Consider the following 23907-nt stretch of genomic DNA (forward strand, 5'->3'; position numbering starts at 1 on the left):
TCGGTTTTGGTTATCTCCAGCACCTTGGGGAAACCGTGCATCTCCGGGCTCTCCGCGCCCGGTTGCGATGCACGGGGGATGCGGCACTAGGCCAGCAACTGCAGCGTCAGACGGCGCCAGCCGCCTGCAACGTTGTCGTCAACAATACGGGCCTTTGAGGCCTGCACCTGCCGCTGCTCGGCGGCGGGCAACTGGATCTCGATGGTGTCTGTCTGCACAGACATGCGGCCTTCGCGTGAGACATGCAGCGTGAGGGTGTGCGCGTCCGACACCGCGCGCACGTTCCAGCGACCCTGCTCGCCGTGGCGCCAGGCTTCGGTCTCGCCGTCGTCCTCAATGCAGCCACCAACCGCCTCGCCGGCGCCGCTCGTCGGCACCACAAGGAAGGCACGCTGATCGGCGCGCTGGTCGAAATGCTGCTCAGCCACGTTCAGCGCAATCACACCACCTTCGCGGATCAACATGACCGGCTGGTCCCACGGTGCAGGCAGCGTGACGGTTTGACCACCCTCGAATGCCTCACCGCTCCAGTACGACACCCAGCGCGCACCGGCGGGCAGATAGACCGAGCGCTCGCGCTGCCCTTGCTCCACCACCGGCGCCACCAGCAGCGACGCGCCGATCAGCATGTCGTCGTTCTCTTCGTAGCAGCGGCGGTCCGATGGGAACTCGGCAAACGTCGGCTTGAGCACCGGCTCGTAGGCCTGCGTGGATTGCCACAGCAGCTCGTACAGATACGGAATCAGGCGATAGCGCAGCTTGATGAGCGAGGCGATCTGCGAGGTCACCTCTGGGTACATCCACGGCTCGTTGACGGTCTTGTCGTCGTTCCACGAGTGAATGGAGAAGCGCGGCAGGAAGGCGCCGAACGCCACCCAGCGCACCAGCAGTTCCGGCGACGGCGCCGGACCCGCGAAACCGCCAATGTCATGGCCGATGTTCGACACCCCCGACAGCGCCAGACCCAGGCCCATCTTGTTGTTGAAGCGCAGCGTCTCCCACGAGGTGTAGTTGTCGCCCGACCAGGTCTGCACGTAGCGCTGCATGCCGACGACGCCCGAGCGCGACACCAGGAACGGCCGGCGCTGCGGCGCGTACTCAAGCTGCGCCTCGCGCGAGGCGCGCATCATCAGCATGGTGTGCAGTACCTTGGCTTCGCGAATCGGGTGCTTCTTGCCAAACCCCTGCGCGAAGGCATCGGGGGACCACACTTCAAACTCGTTGTTGTCGTTCCAGGTGGACGCCATGCCGTAGTCGAGCAACGCGCTCTTGACGTTGGCTTTCCACCAATCCAGTGTCTTCGGGTTGGTGAAGTCGAGATACGCGCCCACCTCATCCCAGAACTGCACCCAGGCGGGCTCACCATTGGCGTCGCACACCAGCAGGCCGGCTTCCTTAGCCTCTGCAAACTTGGGGTGATCCTGCAGCAGGCAGGGCTTGATGTTGGGGCACAGGCGAATGCCGGCATCCAGGTAGCCCTGTACGAAGCCGCGCGCATCCGGGAACTTGTCGGTGTTCCAGTTGAAGACGTAGCGCTTCGGGCCGATCGATGTGTAACCCGACGACAGGTGGAACGAATCGCACAGGATGTCGTGCTCGCGGCATCCCTTGATGAACTCGCCCATCTGCTCCTGCGCGTTGGGCGCGTCGGTATACGTCATGGTCGAGCCGGAATAGCCCAGGCCCCATTTCGGCATCCACGCCGGGCGGCCGGTCATCCACGTGAAGCGGCGCGTGGCGTCGAGCGGCGTATCGGGCGAAGCGATGAAGTAGTAGTCCAGATCGCCAAACGGCGCTGCAAAGTACCGGTAGTGGCCGTGGTAGTTGTCCAGCTCGCGGCCCATGTCGAAGCTGCAGTCGGACAACGTATCGTAGAACAGGCCGAAACCGGTGCCGTTCTCCGGGTGCCACGTCACATAGAACGGAATGTGCTTGTACAGCGGATCGGTCGTACGTGCGCTATAGCCCATCGCGTCGATGTTGCGCATCTCGTAGCGCTGATGCGCGCGGTTGAGCTCACCAGCGCGTTCACCCAGACCGAAGTACATCTCACCCGGTTCGCGGCGCACGTAGTGATAGACCTGTTCATCCCAGTAGCCGAAGTTGTAGGCCTGGGTGGCGCGATCGTGCAGCACCGCCTGCCATTGGCCGGCTCGGCTGATCTCCCACGTGCAGAAGCCGCCCGCGAGTGCAACGCTCAGGCGGATCTTGCTGGTCTGCAAGCGCAGCGTGTCGGCATCAGCATGCAGCTCGAACGTCGGCAGCGAGAACCCGCTGAGATCACGTCGGTCACGCCCTTCGAGCGGCGTATCGTCGGCGCCCGGCGCAATCGACCACGTGGCCGGGCCGCGCAAGTCACCGTGCGGCAGCACCAGCACACGGATGATGTCTTCTTCGAGCACGAAGACTTCAATCGCAGCGCCAGTGCTGCTGGCCAGGCGAAGTCGGTTGCCGTCTTGCGCCTGGAGTTCGAATCGGGGGGGATGCAGCATGGACATCGGTTTCAGCTCAATTTGAAGCGGAGAGTTTCATCTGGCGTGCAGCACGCTCTTCCTGAGATTGACCGCGGATCAGGATGATCAACAGCACGGCGGCAATCACGTCAAACGCGCCCAGCAGGCTGAACAGCGGGCCATAGCCAACCGTATCGGCCAAAGCGCCCACCACAGCAGTGAATGCCAGACCGCCGATCCAGCCGGACATACCGGCAAAACCGCTGGCCGTACCCACTTCTTGCGGATCGAACACGTCTGCGCTGAGCGTATTGACGGACACGGAAATCATCTGGTGCGCGAAGCCACCCACGCAGAACAGCGCGATGGCTACATACGGCGATGCCACCAGGCCGACGCACGCCGGGCCGATCATCATCAGTGCACCCAGTACCACGCCGCCTACACGCGACCACACCAGCGGCAGGCGACCATACTTCATCAGCAGCGGTGACAGATAACCGCCGGCCATGCCACCCAAGTCCGCCGCGAGGAACGGCAACCACGCAAACATGGCGATCTGCTTCAGATCCATGCCGCGCTCCTTGAAGAAGTACAGCGGGATCCAGAAGCTGAGCGTCTGCCAGGCCGGCTCGGTAAAGAAGCGCGCCAGTGCAATCGCCCAGAAACGGCGCGACAACACGATCTCGGAGATCGGACGCTTTTCGCGCTTCCCGCCCGCCGAACGCAGTTGCCCGTCGGTGATGGTTTGCAGCTCTTGCTTGGACAACCGCGGATGCTCGTTTGGCGAACGGTAGAAGGCGTACCACAATGCCGCCCAGAAGAAGCCCAGCGCACCGGTCACCACAAACGCAGCTTGCCAGCCATGCCGCATGGAGAGGAACAACACCAGCGGCGGCGCCAGCATGGCGCCGAACGACGTGCCGACGTTGAACCAGCCCGTCGCCACCGATTTTTCCTTGTCCGGGAACCACTCCGCCACGGCCTTCATACCCGATGGAATGGCCGCCGCCTCCGTCAATCCCATGAAGGCGCGGAAACCTGCCAGCGACAGCCACCCCGTTGCGCCTGCATGCAGCACACCGGAAAACGACCACAACACAGCGAACAGCGCAAAGCCGATGCGCAGGCCGATCAAGTCGACGATGAAGCCGCACACTGGCTGCATGAGCGTGTAGCCAAACTGAAACGCCATGACCACGTAACCATACTGCTGCGTGGTCATTGACAGATCTTCCTTGAGCGTTGGGGCCAGCACACCCAATGAATTGCGCGCCAAGTAGTTCATGATCGTGCCCAGACACACCAGCACGATGATCCACCAGCGCAAACCCTTGATGGTTTTCAAGATTCGTCTCCAGATATTTTTTGTATTTTTTTGGGCGGTCTGAGACCGCCCGGGGTCTGCCTACCTCAACGCACCAGACACGGACGCTTGTTGTTGAACGTCCAGTTGGGCACCAGGCACTGCATGGCGGCAGCATCGTCGCGCGCGCCCAGCCCGTGCTGCTTGTACAGCGCGTGCGCCTTCTCTACCTGGGCCATGTCGAGCACCACGCCCAACCCCGGCACAGCAGGCACGTCGATCTCGCCGCCCACGATCTGGAACGGCTCACGCGTCAGACGCTGGCCGTCCTGCCAGATCCAATGGGTGTCGATGGCAGTGATGTTGCCCGGCGCGGCAGCGGCCACGTGCGTGAACATCGCCAGTGAAATATCGAAGTGGTTGTTGGAGTGCGAGCCCCAGGTCAGGCCCCAGTCATCGCACATTTGTGCCACGCGCACGGAGCCCTGCATGGTCCAGAAGTGCGGATCGGCCAGTGGAATGTCGACCGAGTGCAACTGGATGGCGTGGCCCATCTGGCGCCAGTCGGTGGCGATCATGTTGGTGGCGGTCGGCAGGCCGGTGGCACGGCGGAACTCGGCCATGACCTCACGGCCGGAGTAACCGCCTTCGGCACCGCACGGGTCTTCGGCATAGGCCAGCACGTCGTGCTTGTCGCGGCACAGGCGGATGGCCTCTTCCAGCGACCACGCACCGTTCGGGTCCAGCGTGACACGCGCGTCGGGAAAGGCCTCGGCCAGCGCGGTGGTGACGACCATTTCATCATCGCCGCTCAACACGCCGCCCTTGAGCTTGAAATCCTTGAAGCCGTAGCGGGCGTGCGCGGCCTTGGCCAGGCGCACGACAGCTTCGGGGGTGAGCGCTTCTTCGTGGCGCACACGAGTCCAGTCGTCGGTGGCGTCGCTGCCATCGGCATAGTCGAGATTGGTGCGCTTGCGGTCGCCCACGAAAAACAGGTAGCCCAGCACCGGCACCTTGGCACGCTGCTGCCCCTGCCCCAGCAAGGCAGCCACGGGCACGCCCAGGTGCTGGCCCAGCAAATCCAGCAAGGCGCTTTCCAATGCTGTGACGGCGTGCACAGTGGTGCGCAGGTCAAACGTCTGCAGCCCGCGCCCGGTCGCATCGCGGTCGGCAAATTGCCGGCGCACGGTGTTGAGCACGTTGTTGTATGCGCCGATCGGCTGCCCCACCACCAGCGGTGTCGCGTCTTCAATGGTTTTACGGATCGCCTCGCCGCCCGGCACCTCGCCCACGCCGGTATGGCCGTCGGAGTCTTCCAGGATGACGATGTTGCGGGTGAAGAACGGGGCGTGCGCGCCGCTCAGGTTCAGCAGCATGCTGTCGCGTCCGGCCACGGGAATGACCTGGAGGCGGGTGATACGCGGCGTGCGCAGGGTGGATTCAGCAGAGTTGTGATTCATGGCCGTCACATACGTTATCAGTCGTCATACAACATGGAGCGGAATATAATGGACGTATCCACGCAGAACCACCCCTGGTAAACCCGAAACCCATCCGGAGACAGCATGCCCACCCCAGGCTCCCCCGCAACGCTCGCGCGCCGCACCCAAAGCCTGGCGGAAGTGGTGGTCGATTACGTTAAGCAGCGCATCGCCACGGGCGCGTTGCGCATCGGCGACAAGCTGCCCACCGAATCGGAGTTGATGGAAGCATTGGGCGTCAGCCGCACCGTCGTGCGCGAGGCCATTTCACGCCTGCAGGCCAAGGCGCTGATCGAGACACGCCACGGCATCGGCAGCTTTGTCCTGCCCCCGCGCCAGGACAACACCATCCAGTTGGGCACCGCCTCTACGCTGCACGAGATCCTGGCCATGCTGGAGTTGCGCGTGGCGCTGGAAACCGAATGTGCCGGCCTAGCCGCCCAGCGCGCCACGCCGGAGAATCTCGCCACGCTGCAACAAGCGCTCGACGCCATCGAAGAAGACCAGGCCGCCGGCCGTGACAGCGCGGCGTCCGATCTGCGCTTTCACCTGAGCATTGCGCGCGCCACCGGCAACCAGCACTTCGTGACGGTGCTAGACCAACTGGGCAAGACATTGATCCCGCGCAGCCGCATTGACGCATCGCAGGTCGGCTATCTGAACTCGCAAGAGTCTCGCGCCACCGTCAACCGCGAGCACCGCAGCATCTTCGAGGCCATCTCCCGCAGGGAGCCGGAAGCCGCCCGTGCAGCCATGCGCATGCACCTGTCGAACAGCCGCGAACGACTGCGCCGTGCGCACGATCTGGCCGACACCTCGATATCGGAAGCCTTTACCTGAACCAGCCGGCAGCTGAAGGCGGAAGCGGTACATTGGCATCCACGTTGTACGATGTCTTATGACAAACCAACGCAGATTGGGCGCATACCGCACCCCGGCTGGTCTTGATAAAGATTTGCATTGTGTCGACGCCAGCCACGTAACCTGAATAGGCACCGACCCCTCGTGGGTGCGCTCCGGTCGCGGAAGAGAGAGCCGCGATCTACTTGGCCCTGATGCTGCTGTCCCGAGTGTCAGGGCGTTTTTCTTTGGGCACGCTCCCCTACCGCCCCTTCTTCGGCCAACGAAAAAGCCCCGACTGGCGGGGCTTTGTTCTGCGTGGGGACGCTTTCAGCGTTGCTACACCGTCAAACGACGCTTTCCATCACGCGGTCCAGGCAGAAACCCTGCCCATAGATTGCGCGCAGGCGCAGGCCATTCTCGGTGCCCAGCAGCAACTTCTTGCGCAGGCGCGAGACGTGCGTGTCGAGCGTGCGCGAATACGGACTCAGCTCGCGGCCCCACAACGCCAGCTCAATATCTGCACGAGACAGCACGCGCCCGGCGTTTGCAAACAGCAGCAACGCCAGCTCAAACTCCCGGGCGTGCACTGCTACCGGCGTGTCCCGCAGGCGGATCGAGCGGTTCTGCCTGTCGATCGTGTAGGGCCCCAGACGAATTTCAGAGGCGCGCACGGCACGGCTGACGGCAAAGCGGCGGATCAGTGCATCGAGACGCGCCAGCAGCTCAGGCGGGCGAATATCACCCTGGAAGCACAGATCTGCGCCGTGGTTCAGTGCGTCGGCGGTCTCGACATCGGCCTGACCGTCGGCGAGGTAAACGATGGCCATGCCAGGGCCCACACGCTCACGCACGGTGCGCACCAGCGACAGGCCCGGCATGTCATGCGCATTTGCACCGACCATCAGCAGGTTGATGCCATGCACGTCGATGGCTTCGAATACCTGGCGGGAGAGAAACAGCGGCACGCATTCAAAGCGTGACGGCTGCAGCGCGGAGTGAATTGCCTGTTGGCGGGCGACATGTGTATCGATCAGGCCGATCTTCATGGCTCGGTCTCTTTCTGGAAAGGCCGCGAGGTGCATCAACCGCCTGCTTCGCGTAAATCAACTGCAAACAACATCGCGCCGGCGCGCATCAACCCGAACGATGCCTTCGCCGCGCAGAGCGGATAAACGCCGACCAGCCAGCCAGACTCGCGCATCCTGCGGCAGATTCCCGTTGCCGCGCAGGGCTTGGTGCAGTTGCATGCGAAGGTGTTCGTATTCGCATTCGCTCAGCACATCGGTTGCGGTCTTGCTCAACATACGGTGCACCTCGGTTCGCCGGTCCTTCTTGCGTGGTTCGCTTCTGCCTGCGCTTCCGGTTCTCGCCCAGGTGCCGCCGTCTCTCGACCGGGTGCATCACCCGGGTACGTTGTGCCAGTCGGCCATTGAACTGTAGGGCCGCCAGACAAGCGGATTGCAAATGATTGAAAAAGGAAAGTGGCAGAAGCCGCACCGTGTGTGCGGTTGCCCATATGTCGCAGACGCCTGCGATCAGGCGTCTTGGTGAATCGGCCCGCGCGGCAGCCAGACCGTGAAGGTGGAGCCCAGCCCCGGTGCACTCTGCACGGCGATACGGCCGCCATGGCGCTCAATGGCGGTCTTCACGAAGACGAGGCCAAGGCCGCTGCCCGATGGTGCGTTGGCCTCCGTCTCGTGCAAGCGATGGAATGGCTGGAACAGCCTTGGCTGATCCGCCAGCGCAATGCCCACGCCCTGATCGGCCACGGCCACCGTGAACATCCCATCGTCGGTCCCTACGGATACCGTCACCACCGAGCCCGGCGTGCTGAACTTGATGGCGTTGTTGAGCAGGTTGACCAGAGCACGCACCAGTAGACGCGGCTCGCCGCGCACGGGCGCTTCGATGTCGGCGTTCACACGCACCTCCACCTGATGACGATTCGCCAAGGCCCAGACCTCGTCGGCGGCATCGAGCACCAGGCCCACCAGATCCACGTCCACCAGCTTGAGCGCCTGGGATTCGGCACGCGCCAGGTCGATGAAGGCGTCGGCCAGCTCCAGCGTGCGCGACGAAAGCTGCTCGATGCGCGAGAGCAACACTTCGCGATCCAGCGCGCGCGAGGCATCGCGCTGCAGCTCGATGAGCGCAAGAATCGCGCTCTGCGGCGAACGCATGTCGTGCGAGATGAAGCGCAGCGCTTCTTCACGATGGCGCTCGGCCCGGCGCACGGGGGTGATGTCGGCAAAGCTGACGATGATGTCGATGGGGCGGCCAGCATCGTCACGCAAGGCGGCGGCGTGCATGAGCATCGAGCGGCCGTCGTGTGTATGCAGCTCGACAGGCTCCAGCTTGGCGTCGGGTCCAGCCAACCAGTCCGCCCAGTAACGCTCACCCGCGGCCGGGTCGGAAAATGCGCGCGCCAGCAGGCTCGACAGGTCACGCAGCGCAGCCGCGCGGTTCTGGCCAGGCGTGCTCGACTGGCCAGCAAGCCCTGCGCTGCGGCCGTTGGCCAGGCGGATCGTGCCGTCGGGGGCGCAGATGACCGTGGCATCGGGCAAGCTCTCCAACGCATCGGCCAGGAAGCGGCGCAGCCCACGCAGCTTGTCGATCAGCGAGGCCACCGCATCCATGTGTGCGCCGAGCGTGCGGCCCGTGCGGGCCAGTGGCGCCGTATCGGTGAGGACACCGGGCTCGCGCGCGAGGCGATAGAGCTCGTCACGCAGGAAACGCAAGGCAGCCTCCTGCTGGCGCCAGCTCCACAGCGGATACAGCACCAGCGGCCCGACCAGCGCGGCAAACGGCGGCAGCCAGCGGTTACCCAGCACCAGCGCGCCGACCACGCCCAGCAGCAGCGCTGCCGCACTCGCCAGCGCCACCGCCAGCGCCATGCGTGGCGTGAGCCAGCGCACCGCGCACGCGGTCATCAACAGCGGCAGCAACGTCGTCACCCAGAACACACCGGTCGGCACCGGCAGGATGGCACTGCCGTCGAGCACCGTTTGCGTGGCGTTGGCCAGCACCTCCACGCCGCTCATCGTGCGCGAAGTGGGCGTGGCGAAAATATCCGACACGCCCGAAGCCGTGGCGCCAATCAGCACCAGCTTGCCCGCGAAGACTTCGGGCGGCACGCGGCCATTGAGCACATCCAGCGCGGGCACATGCCGGAACGTACCGGCCGGCCCGGCAAAGCTCAGGCGGATATGCGCCTGCCGGGTCCACCCGCCGGCGTCGGTTTCCAGATCGAGCGTGGCTGGCGTCGACGCGGGTGCCTGTGCCGCCAGCCGCGCAAGTTGAACCGCCAGGTGGTCAAGCACATGCCCACGTGGGCCTTCAGCCAGATACACGCCGCGCACCACGCTGTCCGCGTCGGCGGCAGCATTGATGTGTGCGACGGTGGCCTCGATGCCGAGGAACGGGTAGTGATACACGCGCCCTTGCTCCGTGCGCTCCGGCAGCGCGGGCAGAATAACGTGCCCAGCCTGAGCGACGGCTGCAGCCAGGGCGTGATCGTCTTCGGGGTGTGCGAGGTCTGGCTCGATAAACAGAATATCGACGCCGATTCCCCGCGGGTGCGCCGCCCCCACACGCGCCAGCAGATCGGCCAGGCGGCGGCGCGGCCAAGGCCAGCGGCCCATTGCATCCAGGCTCTGATCGTCGATGGCGACGATGACGATATCGTCGCGCGCCGGATGCCCGTGCAGCGTGATCACGGTGTCGTACAGCGCCGAATCCAACCGCTCGACCACACTCCAGTGCACGGCACCGATCGTCAGCAGGGCAGCCAGCAGCACCAGCACGCCCCACTCCACCAGAGAGCGCAGCCTGCCGCGCGGAGCCGCGCGCATCGGGTCAGCGAGGGTTGGTGCGACCGGACCAGTCATTGAGCAGGAGGTTGCCACCGCCGCTCTGCACCGGGCTGCGCGATGAATCACCAACGAACGCGCCGACGTCGATGCGCTGCGGCTTGGCGTACACGACCGATGCCGGATCGCCCAGGTCAACGCCCGTACGGATGTAGTACGTACCGGCCGGCGGCTGCGGAATGGCGGCTTCGCTGCCGTCGCTCACGATGTCGGCAACCGGCTTGGCGAAGGTCGGCTCGCTGGCGAGTTGCACACGCGTGCGTGCGCCCGCTGCCGCCAGTTCAGGCGTCAGCGCAGGCCAGTGGGCGTGCAGCATGCCGTCGTCACCCGCATCGACGGAGGCAGGCGGCACAGCGCCCGGTGGAATATCAAGCGCCTGGAAGCGCAATGCGTCGCTCCAAGGGCCGGTCTTGCCGCCCTCGGCCACCGAGCGCACGCGCCACCACCAGGTGCCCGCGCTCAACGTCTTGCTCACACGCACGTCCTGCCCGTGCTCCTGGATTGCGGGCGATGCAAAGGTCTCTGCTTCGGCCACTTCCATGTCATAGCTGCGCGCGTCCGACACCGCCGCCCACGAGAACGCCAGTTCACCGCTGCGGTAGGTTTTGCCACTCGCCGGCTGAATCGTGTACGGCGCCTCCGGGTGCAGGCGCACCGTAAAGGGCCGCGTGGCCGACGGGCTGGTCAGGCCGAGCGCGTCAATGCTCTGCACGACCAGCGTGTAGTCGCCATCTTCGTCACCGCACAGCGTGGCACCCGGCGTCTTGCTGTGCTGATAGGCACTCAGTTCGGTTAGGGCGGCGTCACGCGCAACGGCTGCACGGTAGGCAACCGCCCCTTTCACCGGCTGCCACGTCGCCCGGAAGCACGGCCGCTGCACCAGATCCGGAATGGCGTCGAGTTTTGGCGCCGCCGGTAGCGCCGCACGCTTGAGGTGTCCGCCCGAAACCTGCACACCAAACCCGGCCTTGACCCCCTGCGTTTGGCGGCCAGCCTTGGTGGCCACCTCCCCTTCGAGCACAGAACTGGTCGACACGGACTCGCTCGCCTGCACGCGGAAGCGCGTGCCGCGCACGCCCGTCACGAGCGCAGGCGTGGAAATCTCATAGCGGCCGACGCCCGTTTTCTTGGGCGAAACGTTCGACTCGGCCTCGCCCTGCTTCACGTGCACACGCACGTCGATCAGCCCAGCGCGTGCAAACGCGCGCACACGCGACAGCGCCACGCGGCTGCCCGGCGGCACGGTCACGCGTGTGCCGTCATCAAATGCGAGCGTGACGGCGCCCTTGTCGCCGGTTTCGATCTGCGCGTCCTCTGCGAGCTTCATGCCGGCCTGCAACGGCTTGCGGTCGGCAGTCGTGGCGTCGCGCGCAAACACGACCTGCGCCGTGGCCGGCACCACCGGAATGCGATCGAAGGGAATCCGCAGCATAGAACCCGGCTGCAAACGATACGGATCGGCGACGTGGTTGCGCTGCTGCAGCAGGCGCCAACCCTCGACGCTATCCATGTAGCGGTCTGCCAAGGTGATCAGCGTGTCGCCCGGCTGCACGCGATAGAGAAAATCGCTGCCGTCTGCACCGGAAGGTTGAGCAACCGCTGCCTGCCAAGCGCCCCCAAAAACAACAAACGCGCCGACAACCGCGGCGCGCCTGAATCCTTCGCGTCGAAACGCTTCAACCTGCTTCGCCATCTTCTTGTGTGGTTTCGAGTCGATAGCCATGCGAGTACACCGAGACCAGCCGCACGCCATTCTTCTGATTGAGGTCCAGCTTGAGCCGCAGCTTGGAGATATGTGTGGCGAGCGTACGCGAATCCGGGCCGATGCTGCGCCCCCAGACGGCTTGCTCGATCAGCTCGCGCGGCACCAGCTTGCCGACATTGCGGAACAAGTACAGCCCCAGGTCGAACTCCCGCGGCGACAACTCGACCTGCGAGCCGTTCAGCGTCAGCACACGTCCGATCGGGTCGACTGCATACGGACCCACGCGAATGCGCTCAAGCGATTCGCTGGTGCGCGGTGCGGCGCGGCGCAGCAAGGCGCCCACGCGTGCCACCAGCTCGGCGCGGCGCACTGGCTTGATGACGTAGTCATCCGCGCCGGCAGCCAGCCCGCGCACCACGTCATCTTCGAGTGAGCGGTTGGTCAGAAACAGCACCGGCAGCGCCGGGCCGACCGTCTGCCGCACCCAGCTCACGAGTTGGATGCCGCTGATGTCCGGCAACTGCCAGTCGAGCAGCAGCAGATCGAAGGTTCGATCCCGCAGCGCCTTGACGAAGGCGTCCCCGCTACTGAAAGACTCGCATTCGTATCCGGACGAAACCAGGATCTCTCGAATCAACTCCGATTGCGCCTGGTTGTCTTCTACCGAGGCAATTCGTATCGCCATCTGGACTGCCCTTTCCCCGCTCCGGGTCCGGCTGCTTAACCGGCTCCCGCCGCCGCTACATGGGACGCCGGCTCGCTCCCTTTGTCGTTGTGATCGGGGTCCCGGACCAGCGCATCATGGTTGGATCTGCTGGCCACCTCCGGCGCGGCACCGACTCCCGCGCAAGACCTTACCCAGGCCACCAACATGCCTGACATGTCGACTTGAGCCCAGGTCATCCTAAAAGGCCAACCCTGTCATATTGCAAACAATTGTGAAAACCTAGGCGCAGAGCCAAGGCTCTGTCGTGTTCTATCATTTTTTACCACGTTAGAACAAGGCAGCCCCCCTTCGAAAAGTATAGGACTCGGCTTATCGAATGGCAGGGCTGCTGGGAATACATCGGTCCGACATGCCCCACGAAAGAGGGGAATGACTAACGCGCCCGCGCCTCCAAGCGGCGCATCCAAGCCGTGGTTACCGCCCATAACCCCAGCGCGGCCACACTGATGCCCGCGCCCAAGAGGCACACGCCCGACCACCCCGCCCACGCATACATCGCCGTCGAGGTCATCGCCCCGAGCCCGCTGCCGGCCGCGTAGAACAGCATGTAGGCGCCGACCAGCCGGCTGTGCGCCTCCGGGTGCAAACGAAAGATCAGGCTCTGGTTGAGCACGTGAACTGCCTGCCCACCCAGATCAAGCAGGATGACACCAACGATGAGCCAGGCCAGATGCTGCAAGCCCAACCCCAACGGCACCCACGCAATCAGCAGCAACCCCAGCGCGACGGCGGTGGCCGGTTGCGCCCAACCCCGGTCTGCCAAACGCCCCGCACGTGCCGCCGCCATCGCTCCAACCGCCCCCACCAGCCCGAACATGCCAATAACCGCCGTCGAAAACGCATACGGCGGCGCGCTCAACGCCAATGCCAGCGCGCTCCAGAACACGCTGAATGCGGCAAACATCAACAAGCCGATCAGCCCACGCACCTGCAGCACACGTTCGGTCCGTAGCAATTGCCACATCGAGCGGAGCAGCGCGCCGTAGCGCATGGGCGCGGCAGCCATCGCCGGTGCTGGCAACCAGCGCCACAACGCGGCCAGCATCGTCACCGAGATTACCGCCGACACGGCATACACCGCGCGCCAGCCCCAGGCGTCTGCAATGACGCCCGCCGCCGCCCGCGCAAGGAGCAAGCCGATCACCACACCACCCTGCACCACGCCGAGCACGCGGCCGCGCTCGGCCGCCGGCGCCAACGCTGCGGCGCAGGCGATCAAACCTTGCGTCATCGCCGTTCCCAGCAGGCCAACGCTTAGCATGCCCAGCAACAGCGGCCAACGCGTTTGCGCGAGGCTTACACCCAGCAGCGCCGAGGCCAGCAATACAAGTTGAGCCAACAGCAGCGGCTTGCGTGGCCAACGGTCGCCCAGCGGTACAACCAGCACCAACGCCAGCGCGCACCCCGCCTGCGTTGCGCCGATGATGCCGCCGGCCCGGGCATCGCTGAGCGCAAAGTCGCGGGTCAGCGCATCGAGCAGCGGCTGCGCAAAGTAGACGTTGGCCACGCTGACCGCCGCACACGTCGCCAGCATGGCAACCCAAGCCCGCGGCAAAGCGCCTGCAGGCACAGCGCCCTCTCCAGGCAAATCAGTATCAAGAGAATCGACAGACACGCACCACCCATCTAGTTTTAATTTAAAACTAGATGAGTCTAGACAGACTTGTTTTATCATGCAACCACTTGATCGACACGGCCATTCATGGCCAATGGACCATGGTTCAACGCAAACGCTTCGATGACTCCACCTGCCCCGTTGCGCGCGCGCTCGATGTGATCGGTGACCGCTGGATGCTGCTGATCGTGCGGGACGCATTCGACGGCCTGCGCCGCTTCAGTGAGTTCCAGAAGAGCACCGGCGCGGCCCGCAACATCCTGGCCGACCGCCTGCGGCTACTGGTTGAGCACGACATCTTTGCCGTTGCCCCGGCTTCCGATGGCACGGCGTATCAGGAGTACGTGCTGACCCCCAGGGGCGAGGCGCTCTTCCCTTTGGTCGTGGGTCTGCGGCAATGGGGGGAAGCGCATCTGTTTGCGCGGGGCGAGAAGCACTCCGTACTGATCGAAAAGCAAACGGAACAACCGCTCGCGCCGATGCAGCCCGTGGCCCGTGACGGCCGTGCGATACGGGCCGCAGAAACTGAGGTGAGGAAGGTGGCGATCAAAGCGCGCAGCTAGGCTGCGATGCCAAAGAAAAAGCCCCGAACCAGTCGGGGCTTTTTTGCATTCTGGAGGCGGAGGCCGGAATCGAACCGGCGTACACGGCTTTGCAGGCCGCTGCATAACCACTTTGCTACCCCGCCAAGGGCTCAACACCGCATTGTAGCAATTCGTGAAGAACCGCGTGGTTGCCGTGCCGATAAAGAAAAAGGGAAGCAAGGCTTCCCTTCGGGATTGGAGCGGGAAACGAGGCTCGAACTCGCGACCTCAACCTTGGCAAGGTTGCGCTCTACCAACTGAGCTATTCCCGCGTAACCGGTTATGCCGCCGCGCCATCACATCAACACGGCCACACATTTCAAACTGGAGCGGGAAACGAGGCTCGAACTCGCGACCTCAACCTTGGCAAGGTTGCGCTCTACCAACTGAGCTATTCCCGCATTTTGGCTACCAGCACTGCCGTACAACTTTTGTGCTGCCAGACCCTGACTTTTACATCAGCTCGTCACATCGCTGCAACGAGAAAGAGATTATGGCAAAAAAGAATCGCGCTCGTCAACACTTTTGCGCAAGAGTTTTTGCAGGCTCATTTTGCGCGCTCGCGGATCTGCGGCCAGGCGAGCTTCATGTAGTACGCCATCGACCACAGCGTGAGCACCGCTGCCACATAGATTAGCCAAGTCCCCCACACATGCGCGTCGATCACGTCGAGCAGCTTGCCCTCGAACAACAGCAGCGGAATCGCGATCATCTGGAAGGTCGTCTTCAGCTTGCCGAGCATATTGACGGCGACGCTCTTTGACGCGCCGATCTGCGCCATCCACTCGCGCAGCGCCGAGATGGTGATCTCGCGGCCGATGATGATCAACGCGACGATGTCCGAGACACGGCCCAACGCCAGCAGTACCAGCAGCGCAGCGGCCACCATCAGCTTGTCGGCCACCGGATCGAGAAAGGCACCGAACGATGAAGTCTGGTTCCAGCGGCGCGCGAGAAAGCCATCGAACCAATCGGTCAGTGCCGCGACGATAAAGAACACCGCGGCCGTCAGGTTCTTGGCGGGCAGCGCCATCCAAGTGTCCGGCAGGTAGAACACGCCCACCACCAGCGGGATCATGGCCACACGCAGCCAGGTCAGGAGGATCGGGAAATTGAAAGGCATGGCAAGTCGAGAAAACAACTACTGCGCCGGGTCATGCGCCGGCGCGGCAAGATGGGGCATTGTCGCCGATCAATGCAGCTGGCGGTAGATTTCTTCGGCCAGGGTCTGGGAGATGCCCTCCACCGTGGCCAGCTCATCCACGCTGGCAGACATGACGCCGCGCAAGCCGCCGAAGCGCGCCAGCAGCCGCTGCCGGCGCTTGGCGCCGATGCCTTCGATCTCTTCCAGCCGCGACGTATTGCGTGCCTTCGCCCGCTTGGCGCGCATGCCGGTGATGGCAAAACGGTGTGCTTCGTCACGAATCTGCGCGACCAGCATCAGCGCGGCGCTGCCCTGCCCCAGCTCCAGCGATGGGCGGCCGTCGGCAAAGACCAGCGTTTCCAGGCCAACCTTGCGGCCCTCGCCCTTGGCCACGCCGACCAGCAAGCCGATGTCGAGCCCCAGCTCTTCAAACACTTGGCGCGCGACTTCCACCTGCCCCTTGCCGCCGTCGATCAGCACGATGGTCGGCATACTGGGTGTGTCTTCGCCTGCCTGCTCGACGATCTTCTGGTAGCGGCGGGTGAGCACCTGGCGCATGGCCGCGTAGTCGTCGCCGGGGGTGATGTCCTGGATGTTGTAGCGGCGGTACTCGCCGTTCTGCATGGCGTGGCTGTGGAACACCACGCACGAGGCCTGTGTGGCCTCGCCGGCAGTGTGGCTGATGTCGAAGCACTCGACGCGCAGGGCGGCGAGGTCTTCCAGATCGATGCCGATGGTCTCGGCCAGTGCGCGCGTGCGGGCTTGCTGACTGCCCTGCTCGGAGAGACGGCGCATCAGAGAAAGCTCAGCACCCTTCTCGGCCATCTCCAGCCACGCGCGACGCCCACCCTGCGGCTGGCGCACGACCGACACGCGGCGCCCAGCCTGTTCAGCCAGTGCGTCGATCAGCTCAGTCGCGTGGATCGGGTGGCTGACCACCAGCACGGGCGGCACGAACTGGTCCAGATAGTGCTGCGCGACGAATGCCTCGAGGATGTCGCTGGCCATGCGCTCCGGATCGCGCGCCGCATCGGTTGCAGCAGCAACCTCGGCTTCCACGTCTTCACCGACGATGGCGGCGCCATCCTCCACGTGAGTCGGAAAATAGGCCTTGTCGCCCAGATGCCGGCCGCCGCGCACCATCGCCAGGTTCACGCAGGCGTGACCACCCTTGATGGCCACGGCGAGGATGTCGATGTCGCTGGCCTGTCCCACCTCTTCCACCGATTGCTGCGTGAGCACGGTCGACAGCGCGCCGATCTGGTCGCGCACGACGGCGGCCTGCTCGAACTGAAGCGCCTCTGAATAGCGCTGCATCTTGTTTTGCAGCGTCTGCATGACTTCGTCCTGACGACCTTGCAGGAACCCGGCTGCGTTGGCGACGTCGCGGGCGTAGTCCTCAGGGCTGATCGCCTGCACGCAAGGGCCGCTGCAGCGATGGATTTGATGCAGCAGGCACGGGCGCGTGCGGTTGTTGAAGACGGTGTCTTCGCACGTGCGCAACTGGAACACCTTCTGCAGGATCTGCATGCTCTCGCGCACTGCATGCGCACTCGGGAACGGACCGAAGTACTGGTGTTTGCGATCGGTCGCGCCGCGGTAATACGCCATGCGCGGATACGCATGCTGCGTGAGCTTGAGATACGGATACGACTTGTCGTCGCGAAACAGGATGTTGTAGCGCGGCGCCAGTGCCTTGATGAGGTTGTTCTCGAGCAGCAGCGCCTCGGCCTCGCTGCGCACGACGGTGGTGTCGATGCGGGCGATCTTCGCCACCATCATCGCAATACGCGGTGACAGCAGCGTCTTGTTGAAGTAGCTGGAGACACGCTTCTTCAGGTCACGCGCCTTGCCGACGTAGAGCACATTGCCCTGCGCATCAAAGTAGCGATAGACGCCGGGCAGGTTCGGTAGGCGCGCGATGGTCGCTTTCGCGTCGAAATCGGGCACATTCGCGGCTGCGCTGGGTTCAACGCTCTCGGGCGTCTCAGGAAGATCGGGGGGCGTGGGGTCGGACGGCATGGCGTTTGCAGGCTCAGAGGGCGTCAGTGTAGAACAAGCCGCCGACTACAATGTCGGCCTTCTCCGGCCTTCCCCGCTTCACCCCATGCGCACCATCACCTCCTGGGATCTCTTCTGCTGCGTCGTCGACAACTACGGCGACATCGGCGTGTGCTGGCGCCTGGCCCGGCAGCTCGCACAGGAGCACGGCCACACCGTCAGGCTGTGGGTCGACGATCTGCGCTCGTTCGAGAAACTCTGCCCCGCTGTTGATGTGGCTGCCGAAGCGCAGCGCGTCTCGGGTGTCGATATCCGCCACTGGGGCGACGATGCCCAGGTCGCCGCGCTACTCGCCGCGGATGCGCACCCCGCGCCGCATGACGTGGTGGTTGGGGCCTTTGCGTGTGCCGTCCCGGAGCCCATTCTGCAGGGCATGGCCGAGCAGGCAGCCCAGGGCACGGCGCCTGTCTGGATCAACCTGGAATATCTCAGTGCAGAAAACTGGGTGGCCGAATTCCACGCGCTGCCATCGCCACATCCAAGCGGGCAGACCAGACACTTCTTCTTTCCAGGCTTTGCACGCAACACAGGCGGCGTGCTGCGCGAATCGCACCTCGGCGCGCAGCGCACGACATTCAACGCCAGCCCGGCAGCACATCAGGCGTTGTGGCATCGCCTTGGGGTTGACGACCTGATGCGCGACAACCCCAACGCGCTGCGCGTGAGCCTATTTGCGTACGCCAACCCGGCCCTGCCGACGCTGGTTGCCCAATGGGAGGCCTCCCCAGAGCCGTTGATCTGCCTGGTGCCCGAGGGCTTGGCCGCTACGCAGATCGCCGACTTGCTCGGTAACACCGGTGCCGCCAAAACAGGTGCGCGCTGGACGCGCGGCCAACTGACCGTGGCCGTCGTGCCGTTTGTGCCGCAAGAACACTACGACCCCCTGCTGTGGGCGTGCGACATCAACTTTGTGCGCGGCGAGGATTCCTTCGTACGCGCCCAATGGGCGCTGCAGCCCTTTGTCTGGCACATCTACCCGCAAAGCGACGATGTGCACCTCACCAAGCTGGGCGCCTTTCTGGCTCGCTATACACCAGCGCTGGCGGAAACCGACGCCAACATCCTCATCGCCTTCTGGCACGCATGGAATGGTGCGCCCGCGTCACTCAATTGGGCCGAGTTTGCCGCCATTGCTCCCCGCCTGCGCGTACGGGCCATCACCTGGGAGCAAAGCCTGATGCAACTGGGTGATCTCGCCGCGAATTTGGTGGCATTTTGCGAAAAACAGGTAAAATAGCGGGCTGATTTGTATGCGGCCCCGGCTCTGACCTGGTTCGCGCGACCTGAGGGTATCGCGCGGTGCTTCGTTGCTTGGCGCGCATCGAACCCTCTTACTCTCAGGAACTGTGAAATGGCTTTGAAAATCGCGCAAGAACTCCGCACCGGCAACGTGTTTATGTGGGGCCCTCCCGGCAAGAGCCAAGAGGCGCTGGTTGTGCTCAAGACCGAGTACAGCCGCTCTGGCCGTCAAGGCGCTGTCGTCAAAATGAAGTACAAGAACCTGCTGAACGGCGCTGGTGGTGAGTGGGTATTCAGCGCTGACGACAAGCTGGATCAAGTCATCCTGGACAAGAAGGAAGCCGAGTACTCCTACTTCGATGGCACGAACTACGTGTTCATGAACATGGCGACCGGAGAGCAGTACGAGCTCAGCGCCGAAAACATGGGCAGCGCGCTGAACTATCTGCAAGACGGCATGCAAGTGGAAGTGACGCTGTACAACGATGCCCCCCTCTCGGTGGAACTGCCGACCACGGTTGTCCGCGAAATCGTCTACACGGAACCGGCTGTCAAGGGCGACACGTCGTCGGGCAAGGTGCTGAAAGCCGCGCGCATCAACGACAACGAAGAATTCACGATCATGGTCCCGCTGTTCTGCAACATCGGCGAGAAGATCGAAATCGACACACGTACGGACGAGTACAAGAGCCGCGCCAAGTAAGCTGGCGCCGCACCAACAAAAAAGGCAGCTTCGCGCTGCCTTTTTGTTGCCTGTGAGAAACGCAGCAGGCATGCAGCCTGCCATCGCCTCTCTACGCTTTACGCGATCAGCCGGGCCTCACGCAGGGTACGCAGGGCCTGCTTGTAGGCCGATTGCTGCTGCAGCTTCGACCAGTCCTTGATTGCCCTGCCGCCAAACAGCCGACGCACGCGTCGCTGCGAAGCTTTGCCCATCGCCACATCCAGCTCACCCAGCAGGCGATCGGCCTTGTCCGGCGCATTGCAGATCAGCACCATGTCGCAGCCCGCAGCCAGCGCCGCACGGGCACCGTCCACCACAGAGCCCGCCACGCTCGCGCCTTCCATGCTCAGATCGTCGCTGAAGATCACGCCGTCGAAATTGAAATGGGCGCGCAGCATGTCCTGCAGCCAGAAGCGCGAGAAACCCGCCGGATTCGGATCGACGGCCGAATAGATGACGTGCGCCGGCATCACCGATTGCAGGCCGAGGCCCATCCAGCCATAGGGCTGGGCGTCGTCATTCAGGATGGCCTCCAGCGGGCGATCATCCACCGGCACGGCAACGTGCGAATCAGCCTGGACATAGCCGTGGCCAGGGAAGTGCTTGCCGCAGTTGGCCATGCCCGCCAGGCGCAGGCCGAGCGTCAGATGGTTGGCGAGCATGGTCACCACGCGCGGGTCGCGGTGAAAGGCGCGGTCGCCAATGACGCTGCTGGTGCCGTAGTCGAGATCGAGTACCGGCGTGAAGCTGAGGTCGATATCGCACGCACGCAGTTCGGCGGCCAGCACGTAGCCGCATGCGGTGGCGGCGCGCGTGGCGGCCAGCACGTCTTTGTCCCACAGCTTGCCGAGGGCGCCCATGGCAGGCAGATGCGTGAAGCCGTCGGCCTTGGCACGCTGCACGCGGCCGCCTTCGTGGTCGATGCAGATCAGTACGTCGTCGCGAATGGCGCGGATGGCCTGGGTGAGCGCCGTCAGTTGCGCACGGGATTCAAAGTTGCGCGCAAACAGGATCACACCGCCCGTCAGCGGGTGCGCGATGCGGCGGACATCGTCAGGCCCAAGCTGAAGGCCTGCCACGTCGAGGACGATCGGACCGGGGCGTTTCTGCGTCTTTGCTGTGGAATTCATTCGGTGGGTTTCGTTTGCAACTCGGCGACGGCAAAGGCGACTGCGTAGTCGCGCTCGTCCGTCACGCTGATCTGGATATGGAGGCCATGCTGCGCAATCCAGTCGGCCAGTTCGCCGCTGTAGCGCACCACGGGTTGCCCGGAGGGCAAGTTGAGCGTCTGCACGGCGCGCCACGTCATCGGCCAACGCATGCCCAGGCCGATGGCCTTGGACACGGCTTCCTTGGCGGCAAAGCGCGTCGCCAGAAAGGCTAGCCCGCGGCGCTCGGAACGTGCCTTGCGGGCGTGGTAGACGCGCAGCTCATCGGCCCCAAGCACCTTTTCGGCGAAGCGGCCGTTGGTCCGCTGCATCACGCCTTCGACACGCTCGATCTGGATGATGTCGGTCCCAATGCCGTAGATGGCACCGGAAACCGTGGTGGTGGCCTGCTCGTTCATACGGGCACGCCCGGATGGGCTGCAGTGGGCGTCATGGACGACAAGCGCGCCGCTACCATGATCGCCTTCATCTCGCGCACTGCATTTTGCCAGCCGGCAAACACCGCGTGCGCCACGATGGCGTGGCCAATATTGAGTTCATGGATGCCGGCAATGGCCGCAACCGGCTGCACGTTCGTGTAATGCAAGCCATGTCCGGCATTCACGCGCACCCCCCAGCGGATACCCTCTTCCACCGCCGTTTCGATGCGGACCAGTTCGGCCTTCACTTCGGCATCGTCGGTGGCTTCGGCATAACGGCCAGTATGCAGTTCGATGACGGGTGCACCTGCGGCAGCGGCCGCCTCAATCTGCGCGGCATCCGGATCGATGAACAGCGACACGCGGATGCCCGCATCGGCCAGTTGCTTGCACGCGGCCTGCACCTTGGCGAAACCGCCCACCACGTCCAGCCCGCCTTCGGTGGTCACTTCCTGGCGGCGCTCCGGCACGAGGCAAACATCCTGCGGACCGATGTTGCACGCGATGTCGAGCATCTCCTGCGTGACCGCGCATTCGAGGTTCATGCGCGTACGCAGTTGCGGGCGCAGTGCGCGCACGTCGGCGTCCTTGATGTGGCGACGGTCTTCACGCAGATGCAGCGTGATGAGATCGGCGCCGGCATCTTCAGCCAGCAGCGCCGCAGCGATCGGATCCGGATAGACGGTGCCGCGTGCGTTGCGCAGCGTGGCGACGTGGTCGATGTTGACGCCCAGGTCGATGACCCCCGGCGAGGCATGAAAGATCATAGTTTCTGCAAGTCGATGAGGATCTGGCGCGTCGAAAGCGGCGTGCCGTGCAAATGATAATGCAGCAGGAAACGCATCAGGCTGCGGCTCTGCTGGGCAGTCGTGGGGCGTGAGGCGTAATCGTCGCGCTCCATGTCGATCAGGGTCTGGCCACGCAGCACGGGCCAGGAGGAGGGATCACTCGGCAACGCGCGACGGATGCCACGCTCAGGGTGATAGACGTAGTCGCCGTCGGCCTGCACCGGCTCGCCGTCGATGCACCGATCCAACTGGGCTGCGAAGCCGGTCTCGCGTAAGAGCACCCGCTCGAACGCACGCAGCGTGAGGGCCGCGGGTTCTCCGTGAGCGAGTTTATTGAGCGTTTCGACGTAGTGCGCAAACAGCACCGGATGGCCGTCTTCACGGGCGACGAACTTGACCAGCAGTTCGTTCAGATAGAAGCCCGACAACAGCCCTTCGCCACCCAGCGGCACCATGCCACCGACCCATTCTGCGCGGGTCAGCGTGCGCACATCGCCGCGACCGCTCCATGACACCGACAGCGGCTGGAACGTCTGCAGTACCGCACGCAATGCCGAATGCGGTCGCTTGGCGCCCTTGGCGACCAGCGCCATGCGGCCGTAGTCCGGCGTGAAAACGTCGATGATGAGGCTGGTCTCGCGGTACGGATAGCTATGCAGCACGAAGGCCGGCTGCGCCGCAACGCGCGTCTCGGAGCGCCCGGCAGGAAAGCCCCTGCGCGGCGCGGCGCCGGCAACGCCTTCTTCGGCCAGCCATTCCGCCGCCTCGTCCGGAATCGGATCGGATCGTCCCGCCATCGAGCGTGTGTGGAGTGGGCCAGCGAACGGTGATTGGCTAACGGTTACTCGTAACCGTAGGCGCGCAGGCCGGCTTCGTTGTCAGCCCAGCCGCTCTTGACCTTGATCCAGACCTCCAGATACACCTTGCCGTCGAACAGTTTTTCCATGTCCATGCGGGCTTCGGTAGAGATCTGCTTGAGCTTGGCACCCTTCGCGCCAATGATCATGGCCTTGTGCGCATCGCGGTCGACCAGGATGGTCACGAATACGCGGCGCAGGCGGCCTTCGGTCTCGAACTTGTCGACGACGACGGTGCTGGAATACGGCAACTCGTCGCCCGTCCAGCGGAAGACCTTTTCTCGGACGATCTCGGCGGCCAGGAAGCGTTCGCTGCGGTCCGTCAGCGCTTCCGGGTCGTACATCGGCTCGCCTTCCGGCAGGTACGGGCGCACGATGCCGAGCAGGCGGTCGATGTCATCGCGGTTCTTGGCGGACATCGGCACGATTTCGGCAAACGGAAACACCTGCGCCATGTCCTGCAGGAACGTGGCGACCATCTCGGCACGCGTGTAACCATCCAGCCGGTCAACTTTGTTGACGATCAGGATCACGGGCGTCTCGCGCGGCAACAGCGAGAGCACCTTCTCGTCGTCCGGGCCATAGCGACCCGCTTCAACCACAAACAACACGGCATCCACCGACGTGAGCGTGGACGTAACCGCACGGTTCAGCGAGCGGTTGAGCGCGGTAGCATGGCGCGTCTGGAAGCCCGGCGTATCAACGAAGACGAACTGCGCGTCGTCCGTCGTCTGGATGCCGGTGATGCGGTGGCGCGTGGTCTGCGCCTTGCGTGACGTGATGCTGACTTTCTGGCCCACCAGGGCATTCATCAGCGTGGATTTGCCGACGTTCGGCCGCCCAACAATGGCGACCATGCCGCAGCGGAACCCCTCCGGCGTGCCCGGTGCGGGTGACGGAGGCTGCAATGGGGTGTCGCTCAT

Annotated in this window: 20 protein-coding genes and 3 tRNA genes; 4 read left to right on the forward strand and 19 right to left on the reverse strand. The window is 64.1% G+C overall.

Annotated elements, in window-relative coordinates:
• Nucleotides 1-86 precede the first annotated feature (86 nt).
• From F7R11_RS12830 to gudD, 3 genes are all read right to left on the reverse strand, one after another.
• Complete coding sequence (locus tag F7R11_RS12830; protein ID WP_064803990.1) at nucleotides 87-2498, reverse strand: glycoside hydrolase family 31 protein; 2412 nt, start codon at nucleotides 2496-2498, stop codon at nucleotides 87-89.
• Between the two features lie 10 nt (nucleotides 2499-2508).
• Nucleotides 2509-3801, reverse strand: a complete 1293-nt coding sequence (locus F7R11_RS12835; RefSeq protein ID WP_021195282.1) for an MFS transporter — start codon at nucleotides 3799-3801, stop codon at nucleotides 2509-2511.
• Nucleotides 3802-3866: 65 nt separating this feature from the next.
• On the reverse strand, nucleotides 3867-5219 hold the full coding sequence (gudD, locus tag F7R11_RS12840; RefSeq protein WP_031329472.1) for a glucarate dehydratase: 1353 nt from the start codon (nucleotides 5217-5219) through the stop codon (nucleotides 3867-3869).
• A 105-nt stretch (nucleotides 5220-5324) separates the two neighbouring features.
• Between gudD and F7R11_RS12845 the strand changes: the two genes are divergently transcribed.
• A complete protein-coding gene (locus tag F7R11_RS12845) occupies nucleotides 5325-6080 on the forward strand; it encodes a FadR/GntR family transcriptional regulator (RefSeq protein ID WP_021195284.1) in 756 nt (251 codons plus the stop codon).
• Nucleotides 6081-6427: 347 nt separating this feature from the next.
• Here F7R11_RS12845 and F7R11_RS12850 read toward each other — a convergent pair whose 3' ends face one another.
• From F7R11_RS12850 to F7R11_RS12875, 6 genes are all read right to left on the reverse strand, one after another.
• Nucleotides 6428-7129 carry a response regulator transcription factor gene (locus tag F7R11_RS12850; protein ID WP_021195285.1) on the reverse strand — a complete coding sequence of 234 codons (702 nt, stop codon included), beginning with the start codon at nucleotides 7127-7129 and terminating at the stop codon, nucleotides 6428-6430.
• A gap of 57 nt (nucleotides 7130-7186) precedes the next feature.
• The gene (locus F7R11_RS12855; RefSeq protein WP_021195286.1) at nucleotides 7187-7387 is read right to left on the reverse strand and encodes a hypothetical protein; all 201 of its coding nucleotides are present in this window, start codon (nucleotides 7385-7387) and stop codon (nucleotides 7187-7189) included.
• 231 nt (nucleotides 7388-7618) lie between these two features.
• On the reverse strand, nucleotides 7619-9970 hold the full coding sequence (locus F7R11_RS12860; protein ID WP_064803992.1) for a CHASE2 domain-containing protein: 2352 nt from the start codon (nucleotides 9968-9970) through the stop codon (nucleotides 7619-7621).
• Nucleotides 9939-11645, reverse strand: coding sequence for a FecR domain-containing protein (locus F7R11_RS12865; protein ID WP_064803994.1), 1707 nt, complete (start codon nucleotides 11643-11645; stop codon nucleotides 9939-9941). The genes F7R11_RS12860 and F7R11_RS12865 overlap by 32 nt, the downstream gene beginning before the upstream one ends.
• Nucleotides 11629-12342 carry a response regulator transcription factor gene (locus tag F7R11_RS12870; RefSeq protein ID WP_021195289.1) on the reverse strand — a complete coding sequence of 238 codons (714 nt, stop codon included), beginning with the start codon at nucleotides 12340-12342 and terminating at the stop codon, nucleotides 11629-11631. Before F7R11_RS12870 ends, F7R11_RS12865 begins: the two co-directional genes overlap by 17 nt.
• 415 nt (nucleotides 12343-12757) lie before the next feature.
• The gene (locus tag F7R11_RS12875) at nucleotides 12758-13918 is read right to left on the reverse strand and encodes an MFS transporter (RefSeq protein ID WP_104577601.1); all 1161 of its coding nucleotides are present in this window, start codon (nucleotides 13916-13918) and stop codon (nucleotides 12758-12760) included.
• A 182-nt stretch (nucleotides 13919-14100) separates the two neighbouring features.
• Here F7R11_RS12875 and F7R11_RS12880 point away from each other — a divergent pair, with 182 nt between their 5' ends.
• The gene (locus F7R11_RS12880) at nucleotides 14101-14562 is read left to right on the forward strand and encodes a winged helix-turn-helix transcriptional regulator (protein ID WP_064806357.1); all 462 of its coding nucleotides are present in this window, start codon (nucleotides 14101-14103) and stop codon (nucleotides 14560-14562) included.
• Nucleotides 14563-14613: 51 nt separating this feature from the next.
• Here the strand turns inward: F7R11_RS12880 and F7R11_RS12885 are convergent.
• The 5 genes from F7R11_RS12885 to uvrC all read right to left on the reverse strand — a co-directional run bounded on the left by F7R11_RS12885 (nucleotide 14614) and on the right by uvrC (nucleotide 17749).
• A tRNA-Cys gene (locus F7R11_RS12885) sits at nucleotides 14614-14687 on the reverse strand.
• 92 nt (nucleotides 14688-14779) lie between these two features.
• Nucleotides 14780-14855, reverse strand: a tRNA-Gly gene (locus F7R11_RS12890).
• A gap of 53 nt (nucleotides 14856-14908) precedes the next feature.
• Nucleotides 14909-14984: transfer RNA gene (locus tag F7R11_RS12895), tRNA-Gly, on the reverse strand.
• Between the two features lie 146 nt (nucleotides 14985-15130).
• Entirely contained in the window at nucleotides 15131-15706 is a 576-nt protein-coding gene (gene pgsA / locus F7R11_RS12900) for a CDP-diacylglycerol--glycerol-3-phosphate 3-phosphatidyltransferase (RefSeq protein ID WP_021195352.1), read from the reverse strand.
• Nucleotides 15707-15775: 69 nt separating this feature from the next.
• Entirely contained in the window at nucleotides 15776-17749 is a 1974-nt protein-coding gene (gene uvrC, locus F7R11_RS12905; RefSeq protein WP_064804000.1) for an excinuclease ABC subunit UvrC, read from the reverse strand.
• An 85-nt stretch (nucleotides 17750-17834) separates the two neighbouring features.
• Between uvrC and earP the strand changes: the two genes are divergently transcribed.
• Both earP and efp read left to right on the forward strand, forming a co-directional pair.
• Nucleotides 17835-19025 carry an elongation factor P maturation arginine rhamnosyltransferase EarP gene (earP, locus tag F7R11_RS12910; protein WP_064806361.1) on the forward strand — a complete coding sequence of 397 codons (1191 nt, stop codon included), beginning with the start codon at nucleotides 17835-17837 and terminating at the stop codon, nucleotides 19023-19025.
• A 120-nt stretch (nucleotides 19026-19145) separates the two neighbouring features.
• Nucleotides 19146-19730: an elongation factor P gene (efp, locus tag F7R11_RS12915; RefSeq protein ID WP_031329506.1), complete on the forward strand. Its 585-nt coding sequence runs from the start codon at nucleotides 19146-19148 to the stop codon at nucleotides 19728-19730.
• A 98-nt stretch (nucleotides 19731-19828) separates the two neighbouring features.
• Here the strand turns inward: efp and nagZ are convergent, their stop codons facing one another.
• From nagZ to era, 5 genes are read right to left on the reverse strand one after another with little or no spacing between them, the layout of a single operon-like run.
• Nucleotides 19829-20881 carry a beta-N-acetylhexosaminidase gene (gene nagZ / locus F7R11_RS12920; RefSeq protein WP_064804002.1) on the reverse strand — a complete coding sequence of 351 codons (1053 nt, stop codon included), beginning with the start codon at nucleotides 20879-20881 and terminating at the stop codon, nucleotides 19829-19831.
• The gene (gene acpS, locus F7R11_RS12925; protein WP_064804004.1) at nucleotides 20878-21318 is read right to left on the reverse strand and encodes a holo-ACP synthase; all 441 of its coding nucleotides are present in this window, start codon (nucleotides 21316-21318) and stop codon (nucleotides 20878-20880) included. The genes nagZ and acpS overlap by 4 nt, the downstream gene beginning before the upstream one ends.
• Entirely contained in the window at nucleotides 21315-22106 is a 792-nt protein-coding gene (pdxJ, locus tag F7R11_RS12930; RefSeq protein WP_064804006.1) for a pyridoxine 5'-phosphate synthase, read from the reverse strand. Before pdxJ ends, acpS begins: the two co-directional genes overlap by 4 nt.
• Entirely contained in the window at nucleotides 22103-22924 is an 822-nt protein-coding gene (gene recO, locus F7R11_RS12935; protein ID WP_064804008.1) for a DNA repair protein RecO, read from the reverse strand. The genes pdxJ and recO overlap by 4 nt, the downstream gene beginning before the upstream one ends.
• Before the next feature lie 44 nt (nucleotides 22925-22968).
• Nucleotides 22969-23907, reverse strand: a complete 939-nt coding sequence (gene era / locus F7R11_RS12940; protein ID WP_064804011.1) for a GTPase Era — start codon at nucleotides 23905-23907, stop codon at nucleotides 22969-22971.

The organism is Ralstonia insidiosa (assembly GCF_008801405.1).
Lineage (GTDB): Bacteria > Pseudomonadota > Gammaproteobacteria > Burkholderiales > Burkholderiaceae > Ralstonia > Ralstonia insidiosa.

What these genes read in the sequence shown, in the direction of transcription:
- F7R11_RS12830 (WP_064803990.1), bottom strand. Translation starts at nt 2,498, where the DNA reads ATGTCCATGCTGCATCCCCCCCGATTCGAACTCCAGGCGCAAGACGGC.
- gudD (WP_031329472.1), bottom strand. Translation starts at nt 5,219, where the DNA reads ATGAATCACAACTCTGCTGAATCCACCCTGCGCACGCCGCGTATCACC.
- F7R11_RS12845 (WP_021195284.1), top strand. Translation starts at nt 5,325, where the DNA reads ATGCCCACCCCAGGCTCCCCCGCAACGCTCGCGCGCCGCACCCAAAGC.
- F7R11_RS12850 (WP_021195285.1), bottom strand. Translation starts at nt 7,129, where the DNA reads ATGAAGATCGGCCTGATCGATACACATGTCGCCCGCCAACAGGCAATT.
- F7R11_RS12855 (WP_021195286.1), bottom strand. Translation starts at nt 7,387, where the DNA reads ATGTTGAGCAAGACCGCAACCGATGTGCTGAGCGAATGCGAATACGAA.
- F7R11_RS12860 (WP_064803992.1), bottom strand. Translation starts at nt 9,970, where the DNA reads ATGACTGGTCCGGTCGCACCAACCCTCGCTGACCCGATGCGCGCGGCT.
- F7R11_RS12865 (WP_064803994.1), bottom strand. Translation starts at nt 11,645, where the DNA reads ATGGCGAAGCAGGTTGAAGCGTTTCGACGCGAAGGATTCAGGCGCGCC.
- F7R11_RS12870 (WP_021195289.1), bottom strand. Translation starts at nt 12,342, where the DNA reads ATGGCGATACGAATTGCCTCGGTAGAAGACAACCAGGCGCAATCGGAG.
- F7R11_RS12875 (WP_104577601.1), bottom strand. Translation starts at nt 13,918, where the DNA reads ATGCTGGCGACGTGTGCGGCGGTCAGCGTGGCCAACGTCTACTTTGCG.
- F7R11_RS12880 (WP_064806357.1), top strand. Translation starts at nt 14,101, where the DNA reads ATGGTTCAACGCAAACGCTTCGATGACTCCACCTGCCCCGTTGCGCGC.
- pgsA (WP_021195352.1), bottom strand. Translation starts at nt 15,706, where the DNA reads ATGCCTTTCAATTTCCCGATCCTCCTGACCTGGCTGCGTGTGGCCATG.
- uvrC (WP_064804000.1), bottom strand. Translation starts at nt 17,749, where the DNA reads ATGCCGTCCGACCCCACGCCCCCCGATCTTCCTGAGACGCCCGAGAGC.
- earP (WP_064806361.1), top strand. Translation starts at nt 17,835, where the DNA reads ATGCGCACCATCACCTCCTGGGATCTCTTCTGCTGCGTCGTCGACAAC.
- nagZ (WP_064804002.1), bottom strand. Translation starts at nt 20,881, where the DNA reads ATGAATTCCACAGCAAAGACGCAGAAACGCCCCGGTCCGATCGTCCTC.
- acpS (WP_064804004.1), bottom strand. Translation starts at nt 21,318, where the DNA reads ATGAACGAGCAGGCCACCACCACGGTTTCCGGTGCCATCTACGGCATT.
- pdxJ (WP_064804006.1), bottom strand. Translation starts at nt 22,106, where the DNA reads ATGATCTTTCATGCCTCGCCGGGGGTCATCGACCTGGGCGTCAACATC.
- recO (WP_064804008.1), bottom strand. Translation starts at nt 22,924, where the DNA reads ATGGCGGGACGATCCGATCCGATTCCGGACGAGGCGGCGGAATGGCTG.
- era (WP_064804011.1), bottom strand. Translation starts at nt 23,907, where the DNA reads ATGAGCGACACCCCATTGCAGCCTCCGTCACCCGCACCGGGCACGCCG.